The organism is Methylorubrum rhodesianum, assembly GCF_014199985.1.
Lineage (GTDB): Bacteria > Pseudomonadota > Alphaproteobacteria > Rhizobiales > Beijerinckiaceae > Methylobacterium > Methylobacterium rhodesianum.
Window position 1 is genome coordinate 224323 of record NZ_JACHOS010000008.1, and the last position, 11472, is coordinate 235794.

Consider the following 11472-nt stretch of genomic DNA (forward strand, 5'->3'; position numbering starts at 1 on the left):
TTGCCGTTGATCCGATGCGAGCGAGGTCGCCCTCGCAAAACGAAGGCCGCCGGTTGCCTCGCAGCGACCGGCGGCCCTGTCGGACCCGTTCAGTTAGGCGCTCTCCCGGCCCCGACGAGGGGCCGAGAAAGAGTTTCCGTCAGGCTTTCAGGCCGGCATCGCGGCGACGTGGATCGGGCCGTGGGCGGACCCGTTCAGCTCACCGTACTGGGGCGAGAACGCGCCGGCGGCGGGCATCTTGATCACGTTTCCCTGGCCGGCCAGGAGCTGCTCGTAGGCGGACACGTACTTGCGCACCATCACCTCGGCCGTGAAGCGGCCCTCGAAATGGGCGCGGACGCCGGCGCGGGGCAGATCCTTGACCTTGCGGCAGGCCTCGACCGCCTCGTCCATCGAATTGACGATGAAGCCGGAGACGCCGTCCTTGATGACTTCCGGCACCGAGCCGTTGCCGAAGGCGATCACCGGCGTACCGGCCGACATCGCCTCGATCATCACGAGGCCGAAGGGCTCCGGCCAGTCGATCGGGAAGGCGAGCGCCAGGGCGTTGCCGAGGAAGTCCTTCTTCTGCTCCTCGTTGATCTCGCCGATATACTCCACCAGCGGATGATGGATCATCGGCTCGATCGTCTCGTCCCAATACTCCTGGTCCGCCTTGTCGACCTTGGCGGCGATCTTCAGCGGCGTGCCGGAACGGATCGCCATCTCGATCGCGCGGTCGGGGCGCTTCTCCGGCGAGATGCGGCCGAGGAAGGCGAGGTAGCCGCCCTTGGCCTCCGGGTAGTACGGGCAGTTCTCCTTCGGCAGACCGTGATGGATCGTGGCCAGCCAGTTTGAGTTCTCCGGCATCGGCTCGCGCTGGTTGTCCGAGATCGAGACCAGCGGCATGCCGGTGAACGTGTTGTAGACCGGCATGAAGTCCGGCACGTCCAGGCGACCGTGCATGGTCGTCAGGCACTTGTGATACAGGTCCTCGAACATCGGGTACTGCAGAAGATCGATGTGGAAGTGGATCACATCGAACTCGTGCGCCCGGCGATGCACATGGTGCAGCATGGCGAGGTGGCCCGCGGTGTGGTCGCGGTAGCCGAGAAGGCGCAGGCCCTCGGGATGGCAGGCGGCGAGCTTCGCCGCAGTCTGGGAGTCACCGCTCGCGAACAGGGTCACGTCGTGACCCTGGCGGACGAGTTCTTCCGTGATCCACGAAACGACACGCTCGGTGCCGCCATAGAACTTCGGCGGCACAGCTTCCGCGAGCGGGGCAACCTGGGCAATGCGCACGAAGACGTCTCCTGTGACAGGAAATAGGAATGTTGGAGAGAGTAATGGGGGACGCGGCCTGAGCGGGACATGAACGAAACAGACAGCCAAGGTTTATGGTTCCGCCCCGGGACTGGGGCGAGCGGCAATCTTTGCAACCCCACCGAATGCACCCTTTCCACAGCGGCCCACCTCGCTAACCGGCAGGAATCGTCCGCACGAGCGGTCTGCCTCGCAGCGAGCGCGCTCCCGAACCTGCCCGGCTGTATGCCTGCCCGACCGTATGCAAGAAGCCGTCCGTTTCCCCGACGATTGAAACGGCGAACGGTTTCTGCCATAAGCCGCCCGCGTTGAACCGCCCGGCCGATCAGGGCTGCCGTGGCGGTTCCCGTTGCTCCAGCAGCATTCAAGCGCGAGGTGCCGGCCGCCGGTCGGATCGCTGTCGCGTTCAGGAGAGCCAAATGCCCAAGCTGAAGACGAAGTCGGGCGCCAAGAAGCGCTTCAAGGTTACCGGCACCGGTAAGGTGGTCTACGCCCAGGCCGGCAAGCGCCACGGGATGATCAAGCGGACCAACAAGCAGATCCGCAACCTGCGCGGCACGACGACCCTGTTCGAGGGCGATGCCGCCAACGTGAAGAAGTACTTCCTGCCGAACCAGCGGTAAGTTCTTCCACCCCTCGCGATCTGTTTTTGTCTTAAAGTTCCAGGAGATCTCCCATGGCCCGCGTCAAGCGCGGCGTGACCAGTCACGCGAAGCACAAGAAGGTTCTGAAGGCCGCCAAGGGCTATTACGGCCGGCGCAAGAATACGATCCGCATCGCCAAGCAGGCGGTGGAGAAGGGTCTGCAATACGCCTACCGCGACCGCAAGAACAAGAAGCGCACCTTCCGCGCTCTCTGGATCCAGCGGCTCAACGCGGCGGTGCGCGAGCATGGCCTGACCTATTCCCGCTTCATCGATGCGCTCGCCAAGTCGGGCATCGAGGTGGACCGCAAGGCGCTCTCCGAGCTCGCCATCCACGAGCCGGCCGCCTTCGCGGCGGTGGTCGAGAAGGCGAAGTCGGCCCTGCCGAAGGCCGCCTGATCGCTCCGCCGCACGGCGGAGAGACGTTTTGACAAGGCGCGGCGCGGCAAGCGCCGCGCCTTCTTGTTTTCCGGGTGCGTGCGCGCCGTCTCGTTTCCCGGTGCTTGCGCGCTGCCCGGCGACGCGCAAAAGCAGCCCCGAAGCAGCACTCCGGCGACCTCTAAGGACAGCGGTGATGGATCTCGACGCTCTCGAACGCGATCTTCTCGGACAGATCGAGCGGGCCGGGGACGAGGCGGGCCTCGAGGCCCTGCGCGTGGCGGCGCTCGGCAAGAAGGGCAGCGTCTCGGAGTTGCTGAAGACGCTCGGCACGATGACGCCCGACGAGCGCAAGGAGCGCGGCCCGCTCATCAACGGCCTGCGCGACCGGGTGCAGGGTGCGATGGCCGGCAAGCGCGAGGCGCTGGCCCAGGCCGCCCTCGACGCGCGGCTCTCCGCCGAGCGCATCGACGTGACGCTCCCCTTGCGCGAGGCGCCGGAGATCCGCGGCCGCATTCATCCGATCAGCCAGGTGATCGAGGAGATCACCGCGATCTTCGCCGATCTCGGGTTTTCCGTCGCCGAAGGGCCGGACATCGAGACCGACGAGCTGAACTTCACCGCGCTGAACTTCCCCGAGGGACACCCGGCGCGGGAGATGCACGACACGTTCTTCTTACGCCCCGACCATCTCGGGCGGCGCAAGCTCCTGCGCACCCACACCTCGCCGGTTCAGGTGCGCACCATGCGGGCCAAGCAGCCGCCGATCCGCGTGATCATGCCCGGCCGCACCTACCGGCACGATTCCGACCAGACCCACACCCCGATGTTCCATCAGGTGGAAGGCCTCGTCATCGACCGTTCGGCCAACATCGCCAATCTCAAATGGGTGCTGGAATCGTTCTGCCGCGCCTTCTTCGAGGTCGAGGCGGTGACGATGCGCTTCCGCCCCTCGTTCTTCCCCTTCACCGAGCCGTCGGCGGAAGTGGACATCCAGTGCTCGCGAAAGGGTGGCGAGCTGCGCTTCGGCGAGGGCACCGACTGGCTGGAGATTTTGGGCTGCGGCATGGTCCACCCGAACGTGCTGCGCAGCGGCGGCCTCGACCCGGACCAGGTCCAGGGCTTCGCCTTCGGCATGGGGATCGACCGCCTCGCCATGCTGAAATACGGCATGCCGGACCTTCGCCCCTTCTTCGAGGCGGACGTGCGCTGGCTGGAGCATTACGGCTTCCGGCCGATCGACGTGCCGAGCCTCGTCGGTGGCTTGACCGCCTGAGCCCTGCCGCCCCGCTTTTCGATCCCGGCCCGGCCCGCTCCGGCGGCCGCGAGGATGTTCTGAGATGAAATTCACCCTCTCCTGGCTCAAGGACCACCTCGACATCGAGGCCTCGCTCGACGCGATCAGCGAGACGCTGACGCGGATCGGCCTCGAGGTCGAAGGCGTCGAGGACAAGGCCGCCGCGCTCCGTCCCTACGTCATCGCCCGGGTGATCTCGGCCGAGCAGCACCCCAATGCCGACCGCCTTCGGGTCTGCCAGGTCGATGCCGGCGACGGCCAGCCGCTCCAGGTCGTGTGCGGCGCGCCGAACGCGCGCACCGGTATGCTCTCGGTCTTCGCGCCCCCCGGCACCTACGTGCCGGGGAAGGACATCACCCTCTCGGTCGGCACGATCCGGGGCGTCGAGAGCCGCGGCATGCTCTGCTCCGGGGCGGAGCTGGGCCTCAGCGAGGACCATGACGGCATTCTCGACCTGCCTGCCGACGCGCCGGTCGGCACGCCCTACGCGCTCTGGGCCGGACTCGACGACCCGGTGATCGAGATCAACCTGACGCCGAACCGCTCGGACTGCGCCTCGATCCACGGCATCGCCCGCGATCTCGCCGCCACCGGCATCGGCACTCTCAAGCGCGAGCCGATGCCGCCGGTGCGTGGCGAAGGCGCCTGCCCGACCTCCGTCACGCTGCAGTTCGACGCGCATGACCGCGGCCTCTGCCCGCTCTTCGCGCTTCGCCTCGTGCGCGGAGTCAAGAACGGCCCCTCGCCCGAATGGATGCAGAAGCGCCTGCGGGCGATCGGCCTGCGCCCGATCAACGCGCTCGTCGACATCACCAACTACATGACCTTCGACCGCGGCCGGCCGCTGCACGTCTTCGACGCGAAGAAGGTCGCGGGCGGGCTCACCGTGCGCCGGGCCGCGGAGGGCGAGAGCCTCGTGGCGCTCGACGGCAAGACCTATCGGCTCGATTCCGACACGGTGGTCATCGCCGACGCCAACGGTGTCGAGTCGATCGGCGGCATCATGGGCGGTGAAGCCTCGGGCTGCGACGAGAGCACCACCGACGTGCTGATCGAATCGGCCCTCTGGGATCCGCGCAACATCGCCCGCACCGGCCGGCGCCTCGGCATCATCACTGACGCCCGCTACCGCTTCGAGCGCGGCGTCGATCCGGCTTTCGCCCTGCCGGGGCTCGACCTCGCCACCCGCCTCGTGGTCGACCTGTGCGGCGGTAGCCCGAGCGAAGCCACCATCGCCGGCGAGATTCCGGATCTCGACCGCGTCATCGACTTCCCCTGGACCGAGGTGCGGCGGCTCGCCGGCATCGAGCTGTCGCGGGCCGAGATGAAGGTGACCCTGGAGTCGCTCGGCTTCCACATCTCCGGCTCGGGTGATCGCGTAAAAGTGCTGCCGCCGTCCTGGCGGCCGGACGTGGAGGGCAAGGCCGACCTCGTCGAGGAGATCGTGCGCATCGCCGGCCTCGACCGGATCGAGCCGAAGCCGCTGCCGCGGATCGAGACGGTCGCGGTCGAGCCGATGCTGACCGTGCTGCAGCGGCGCGGGCGTCTCGCCAAGCGGGCGCTGGCGACCCGCGGCATGCTGGAGGCGGTGACCTATTCCTTCATCCCGCACGAGGACGCGACGTTGTTCGGCGGCGGCAAGCCGGATCTGGCGCTCGCCAACCCCATCGCCGCCGACCTCTCCGACATGCGCCCGAGCCTCGTGCCCGGCCTGCTGCGGGCGGCGCAGCGCAATGCCGACCGCGGCTTCCCCGACACCGCCCTGTTCGAGGTCGGCCAGTGCTTCGCCAGCGACGAGCCGGAGGGCCAATCCCTGCGCGCCGCCGGCCTGCGCCGCGGCACCGCCCGGCATGCCGGCGCCGGCCGCCACTGGAGCGGGGCCGCGGAGGCCGTCGATGCGTTCGAGGCGAAGGCCGACGCGCTGGCGCTGCTCGCCGCACTCGGCGTGCCGACCGGCGGGCTCCAGATCGTGGCCGGAGGCCCCGACTGGCTGCATCCCGGCCGCTCGGGCACGCTGCAGTTCGGCCCCAAGAACGTCGTCGGCCATTTTGGCGAGCCGCATCCGCGGCTCCTGAAGGCGATGGACCTCAAGGGCACGCTGGTGGCCTTCGAGATCACCCTCGACGCCCTGCCGCTGCCGCGCCACCGCCCGACCAAGGCGAAGCCCGCGCTGGCGCTCTCCGACCTCCAGGCGATCTCCCGCGACTTCGCCTTCGTCGTCCCCCGCGACGTGCCCGCCGCCGACATCCTGAAGGCGGCGCAAGGCGCCGAGCGCAAGATGATCACCGGCGTCGAGGTGTTCGACCTCTACGAGGGCGCCGGCATCCCGGAAGGATCGAAGTCGGTCGCGGTCGCGGTGCGGCTTCAGCCCTCCGAGCGCACGCTCACCGATGCTGAGATCGAGGCGGTGAGCGCCCGGATCGTCGCCGAGGTGTCGAAGAAGACCGGGGCGACGCTTCGGTCCTGACCGAGGCCGATCGAGGGAGAGGTGGCCATGGATGCGGAACTCGTCGCGGTCCTGACCGAGGAGACCCATCTCCCGGCCGAGGCCCTGAAGCGCGCCGCCCGGAACCCCGAGACGGTCGCCGAACCGGTTCTCGCCCTCCTCGAGCGGGCGGCGGAGGATGCCGACGCGATCGAGGACGAGGAGACCAACCTCCTGTTCTGGGGGCTGCACGCTCTGGCGGCCGCGCGCGACACGCGGGTCTTCCCGCCTCTGATGCGTCTGATGCGCCAGGACGGCGAGGCGGTCGACGGGCTTCTCGGCGACGCCGCGACCGAGACCCTGCCGGCAGTGATCGCCTCCACCTTCGACGGCGACACCGGGGCGCTCACCCGGCTGATCCTCGACAGCACCGCCGACGACTTCCTGCGCAATTCGGCCTTCAACGCGCTGGGCTTCCTGACGCGGCAGGGCCGGATTCCCCTCGCCGAGGCGGAAGCCCTGCTGGTGCGCTTCGACGAGGCGCGGGCGGCGGTCGAGGAAGCCCCCGCCTGGATCGGCTGGGAGGAAACGGTCGCCTATCTCGGCCTGACCGGTCTCGCCCCACGGGTGGAGGCGGCTCGGCGGGACGGGCGCATCACCGACGAGTTCAGCGACCTGCCTTGGTTCCGCAAGGCGCTCAGGCAGGCCAGCGCCGAGCCGCCGGATCTCGGGGCCTTCGATGCCCACCGCTACTGCTATCTCGACGATCCGGTGGCCGCACTCGCCTGGACCGCGGAATCCTACGGCCAGCCGGTCAAGAACCCGTTCAAGGATATCGGGCGCAACGATCCCTGCCCCTGCGGCTCGGGCAAGAAGTACAAGAAGTGCTGCCTCAACGCGGCTGAGGCGGGTGCCCCGCCGGTTCGACTGCCGGGCCAGTCCTGACCCCATCCCCGTTCAACGGGTTGTCCGGATCCCAGGCATAGTGCAGCGTCTCGAACCGCATCGAGCGGGCATCCACCATCAGTAGCCGCCCGACCAGGGGCTCGCCGAAGCCGGCCAGCGCCCGGATCACCTCCATCGCCATCAGCGAACCCATCACGCCTGCGAGCGCGCCGAGCACCCCGGCCTCGGCGCAGGGGGCGACGCTGCCCGGCGGCGGCGGGCTCGGGAACAGGCAGCGATAGGTCGGATTCGGCCGCCCGTCAGGGCCGGTCTCATGAGCGCGGATCGTGGTGAGCGAGCCATCGAAGGCGCCGAGCGCCGCCGTCACCAACGGCTTTTTGCCGGCAAAGCACGCGTCCGAGACGGCGTAGCGGGTCGAAAAATTGTCCGAACCGTCGGCGACGAGATCGTAATCCGCGAGCAGGGCCGGGGCGTTCTCCGGCGTCAGGCGGCAGGGATGAATTTCGACGCGCACATGCGGGTTGAGCCGGCCGACGGCGTCGGCCGCGCTCTCGACCTTCGGCCGGCCGACATCCGGCGTGCCGTGGATGACCTGCCGCTGCAGGTTCGAGAGCGAGACGGTGTCGTCGTCGACGATGCCGATCGTGCCGATGCCGGCGGCGGCCAGATACTGGATCAGCGGCGCGCCGAGCCCGCCCGCGCCGATGACGAGCACGCGCCCGGCCTTCAGCCGGGCCTGACCGGGGCCGCCCACCTCGCGCAGGACGAGGTGGCGGGCGTAGCGTTCGACTTCTTCGGAGGAGAGGGCCATGCCAAGCCATGTAGGCGCCTCGGGCGGGTAGCGGAAGCGGCGGCGGCTCTGCTGCGCGAAGGGCAGGCCCGTGTTACGGCTCGCGCTTCGACGACGAGTCGCTGCTTCCCGTCCCAATCCCTCATCCTGCGGTGCCGGAGCGTAGCGAAGGCCTCGAAGGGTGCTCCGGGAATCGCGCGGATTCCGGAGGATCCTTCGAGGCCCGCTGACGCGGGCACCTCAGGATGAGGGACAGAATGGGAGGAGCCGTCCATCCGAGCCATGGGGCCGCCCTTGTCCGACACCACCCCCCTCGCCCTCGCCCAGGCGCTGATCCGCTGCCCCTCCGTCACCCCGGAGGAGGGCGGCGCGCTGTCGTTCCTGACGGACGTTCTCTCGCGTGCGGGCTTCTCCGTCGAGCGCCCCGTCTTCTCCGAGCCCGGCACGCCGGCCATCGAGAACCTCTACGCGCGGATCGGCACGGCAGAGCCAGTTCTCGTCTTCGCCGGCCATACCGACGTGGTGCCGCCGGGCGAGGTCACGTCCTGGACCCACGGGCCGTTCTCCGGGGAGGTCGCGGACGGCTTCCTGTACGGCCGCGGCGCCGTGGACATGAAGGGCGGCATCGCCTGCATGCTCGCCGCGACGCTGGCCTTTCTCGACCGGCACGGACCGGATTTCGGCGGCTCCATCGCCTTCCTCGTCACCGGCGACGAGGAGGGGCCGGCGGTCAACGGCACCGTCAAGCTGCTGGATTGGGCGCGCGCCCGGGGGGAGCGCTTCGACCATTGCCTGCTCGGCGAGCCGACGAATCCGGAAACGCTCGGCGAGATGATCAAGATCGGCCGGCGCGGCTCGCTCACGGGGCGCATCACCGTGCACGGGCGCCAGGGCCACGTCGCCTATCCGCACCGGGCTGAGAACCCGATCCCCGGCCTGCTTCGCCTCGCCTCGGCCTTGGTCGCCGAGCCGCTCGACGACGGCACCGCGCATTTCGACGCCTCGAACCTCGAATTCACGACGGTCGATGTCGGCAACCCCGCCACCAACGTGATCCCGGCCTCGGCGAGAGCCGTGTTCAACGTGCGCTTCAACGACGACTGGACGGCGGACTCGCTCGGCGCCGAGATCCGGCGGCGCCTGGAGGCGGCGGCCGGCAACGCGGTGCGCTTCAGCCTCGACCTCCAGCCCTCGAATTCTCCCGCCTTCCTGACCCAGCCCGACGCCTTCGTCGATCTCGTGGCGGGGGCGATCGAGGCCGAGACCGGACGGCGCCCGGCGCTCTCGACCACGGGCGGCACCTCGGACGCGCGCTTCATCAAGGATGCCTGCCCGGTGATCGAGTTCGGGCTCGTCGGGCGGACCATGCACGAGACCGACGAGCGGGTGGCGGTGGCGGATCTCGACCGGCTGACCGCGATCTACGGGCGGGTGCTGTCGGCCTACTTCCCGTCGTAGTCCACGCCGACGAAGGTCAGCCCGCAGGCCGGCGCCAGCGGGCCGCAGCGATGCTTGGCCCTGGTCGCCAAGATCTCCGCCACGTCGTCGGCGGAGAGGCGACCGCAGCCGGCGAGCATCAGCGTGCCGGCCATGGCCCGCACCTGATGATGCAGGAAGGAGCGGGCCGAGGTCGCGATCACGATCTCCTCGAAGAGGCCCATGGGCTGGCGCGTCACGTCGAGCTGTTCGAGCGTGCGCACGGGCGAGTTCGCCTGACATTCGGCAGCACGGAAGGCGGAAAAGTCGTGGCGTCCGAGGAGGCGCTGCGCAGCGGCGTGCATCAGGTTGGCATCGAGTGGCCAGGGCACGTGCCAGACATGGGCGCGGGTGAGCGCGGAGGGGCTGCGCCGGTTGAGGATGCGGTAGCGGTAGTGGCGGCGGATTGCCGAATGCCGCGCGTCGAACGCCTGTGTGACGACCTCGGCCGAGAGGATGGAGACCGGCTGCGGGCGCAGATGCGCGTTGAGCGCGTCGCGCACGGTGTCGGTGCGCCAGTCCTTGGCGAGGTCGAGATGGGCGACCTGATGGATCGCGTGCACGCCCGCATCGGTGCGGCCGGCACAGGTCAGCCGCACCGCCTCGCCGGAGAAGCGGGTGACGGCGGTCTCGATCGCCGCCTGCACGGTCGGGTCGTCGGCCTGCCGCTGCCAGCCGCAGAACGGTCCGCCGTCATACTCGATGACGAGCTTGTAGCGGGGCATCAGGCGTGCGCGCTCACGCGAAGGACGCTCCCGCCGCCAGCCGCGCCCCGCGCAGGAAGTCTTCGCCCGTGGCGACCCCGCCCTTGCCGGCCCGGCGCAGTTCGAGAAGCCGCACCGCGCCGGTGCCGCAGGCCACGGTGCAGGCAGCGTCGAGCAGCGTGCCCGGCGCGCCGGAGCCATCATGGGCAAGCGCCCGCAGCACCTTCACGCGCTCCGGTCCCTTGCCGAGATCGGCCTCGAAATAGGCGCCCGGAAACGGCGACAGCCCGTTGATGTGGCGCGCGACCTCCGCCGCTGGGCGCGACCAGTCGATCCGTGCCTCTTCGTTGGTGATCTTGTGGGCGTAGACCACACCCTCCTCGGACTGCGGCGTGAAGGTCAGGCCGTCCCGCCCCAGCGCCCGGATCGCCCGCCCCATCAGGTCGGCCCCGAGCGGCATCAGCGCGTCGTGCAGCTCGCCCGCGGTCATGCCCTCGGAGATCGGAACCCGCGCCTCCATCGCCACCGGCCCGGTATCGAGCCCGGCCTCCATCCGCATCACGCCGACGCCGCTCTCGGCATCGCCCGCCATCACCGCCCGCTGGATCGGCGCCGCCCCGCGCCAGCGCGGCAGCAGCGAGCCGTGCAGGTTGAGGCAGCCGAAGCGCGGCGCGTCGAGGATCGTTTGCGGCAGCAGCATGCCGTAGGCGACGACGACCGCGACCTCCGCCCCGTGCCCGGCGAAGGTCTCGGCGGCCTCCCCGCTTTTCAGCGTCGCCGGCGTCAGCACGGGGATGCCGAGCGCCTCGGCGCGGGCATGAACGGGCGAGGGCTTGAGCGCCATGCCGCGGCCGGCCTTGGCCGGGGCGCGGGTATAGACGGCCGCAAGGGAGTGGCCGTCGGCGTGGAGACGGTCCAGGGTGGGGACGGCAAAGTCCGGTGTCCCCATGAAGACGATGCGCATCGGATCCCGTCAGGCGGCGTCGCGCTTGGCCGCCTTGGCGAACTTCTTCATCACCCGGTCGCGCTTGAGCTTCGACAGGTGGTCGATGAACAGCACGCCGTTAAGATGGTCGATCTCGTGCTGGAGGCAGGTGGCGAGCAGGCCGTCGGCCTCCTGCTCCACCGTCTCGCCGTCGAGGGTCATGTAGCGCACCCGGACGCGGTCCGGCCGCTCGACCTCGCCGTAGAATTCGGGGATCGAGAGGCAGCCCTCGTCGTAGACCCGCTTCTCTTCCGAAGACCAGACGATCTCCGGGTTGATGTAGACGGTCGGGTTCTTCGCGTTCTCGTCCTTCGAGGTGTCGATGGTGACGACACGCTTGGCCACACCGATCTGGATCGCAGCGAGCCCGACGCCGGGGGCGTCGTACATCGTCTCGATCATGTCGCGGGCGAGCGTGCGGATCTCGTCGGTGACCGCGCTGACCGTCTCGGAGATGAGGCGCAGCTGCGCATCGGGCAGGATGACGAGAGGGCGGACGGTCATGGCTTCCGGGCCGAAAATGGGTAGGGGAGTTCGAACGCGTGCGAAAACGCGTCCCTCAGCCG

11 protein-coding genes are annotated in these 11472 nt (G+C 69.4%); 6 read left to right on the forward strand and 5 right to left on the reverse strand.

The window, feature by feature from the left end:
* Positions 1–147 precede the first annotated feature (147 nt).
* Positions 148–1281 carry a glycosyltransferase family 4 protein gene (locus HNR01_RS13840; protein WP_183668087.1) on the reverse strand — a complete coding sequence of 378 codons (1134 nt, stop codon included), beginning with the start codon at positions 1279–1281 and terminating at the stop codon, positions 148–150.
* A gap of 440 nt (positions 1282–1721) precedes the next feature.
* On the opposite strand from HNR01_RS13840, the gene rpmI reads away from it, so the two are divergent.
* The 5 genes from rpmI (at position 1722) to HNR01_RS13865 (ending at position 6990) form a co-directional block, all read left to right on the forward strand.
* Positions 1722–1925 (forward strand): 50S ribosomal protein L35, encoded by a 204-nt coding sequence (rpmI, locus tag HNR01_RS13845; RefSeq protein WP_009863555.1) that lies wholly within the window; start codon positions 1722–1724, stop codon positions 1923–1925.
* Positions 1926–1978: 53 nt separating this feature from the next.
* Positions 1979–2344 carry a 50S ribosomal protein L20 gene (gene rplT, locus HNR01_RS13850; protein WP_153874972.1) on the forward strand — a complete coding sequence of 122 codons (366 nt, stop codon included), beginning with the start codon at positions 1979–1981 and terminating at the stop codon, positions 2342–2344.
* Positions 2345–2519: 175 nt separating this feature from the next.
* Entirely contained in the window at positions 2520–3599 is a 1080-nt protein-coding gene (gene pheS, locus HNR01_RS13855) for a phenylalanine--tRNA ligase subunit alpha (protein WP_183668088.1), read from the forward strand.
* 64 nt (positions 3600–3663) lie between these two features.
* A complete protein-coding gene (gene pheT, locus HNR01_RS13860; RefSeq protein WP_183668089.1) occupies positions 3664–6087 on the forward strand; it encodes a phenylalanine--tRNA ligase subunit beta in 2424 nt (807 codons plus the stop codon).
* A gap of 27 nt (positions 6088–6114) precedes the next feature.
* Entirely contained in the window at positions 6115–6990 is an 876-nt protein-coding gene (locus tag HNR01_RS13865) for a DUF1186 domain-containing protein (RefSeq protein WP_183668090.1), read from the forward strand.
* Here HNR01_RS13865 and HNR01_RS13870 read toward each other — a convergent pair.
* A complete protein-coding gene (locus HNR01_RS13870; RefSeq protein ID WP_183668091.1) occupies positions 6938–7762 on the reverse strand; it encodes a HesA/MoeB/ThiF family protein in 825 nt (274 codons plus the stop codon). The genes HNR01_RS13865 and HNR01_RS13870 overlap by 53 nt on opposite strands.
* 261 nt (positions 7763–8023) lie before the next feature.
* Between HNR01_RS13870 and dapE the strand changes: the two genes are divergently transcribed.
* Positions 8024–9199 carry a succinyl-diaminopimelate desuccinylase gene (gene dapE / locus HNR01_RS13875; protein WP_183668092.1) on the forward strand — a complete coding sequence of 392 codons (1176 nt, stop codon included), beginning with the start codon at positions 8024–8026 and terminating at the stop codon, positions 9197–9199.
* On the opposite strand, the gene truA is transcribed toward dapE, so the two are convergent.
* The 3 genes from truA to HNR01_RS13890 are packed head-to-tail and all read right to left on the reverse strand — an operon-like array spanning position 9184 to position 11410.
* Positions 9184–9942, reverse strand: a complete 759-nt coding sequence (gene truA, locus HNR01_RS13880) for a tRNA pseudouridine(38-40) synthase TruA (protein WP_017485075.1) — start codon at positions 9940–9942, stop codon at positions 9184–9186. The genes dapE and truA overlap by 16 nt on opposite strands.
* Before the next feature lie 13 nt (positions 9943–9955).
* Complete coding sequence (gene fmt / locus HNR01_RS13885; protein WP_183668093.1) at positions 9956–10885, reverse strand: methionyl-tRNA formyltransferase; 930 nt, start codon at positions 10883–10885, stop codon at positions 9956–9958.
* 9 nt (positions 10886–10894) lie between these two features.
* On the reverse strand, positions 10895–11410 hold the full coding sequence (locus HNR01_RS13890; protein WP_183668094.1) for a peptide deformylase: 516 nt from the start codon (positions 11408–11410) through the stop codon (positions 10895–10897).
* Positions 11411–11472 lie beyond the last annotated feature (62 nt).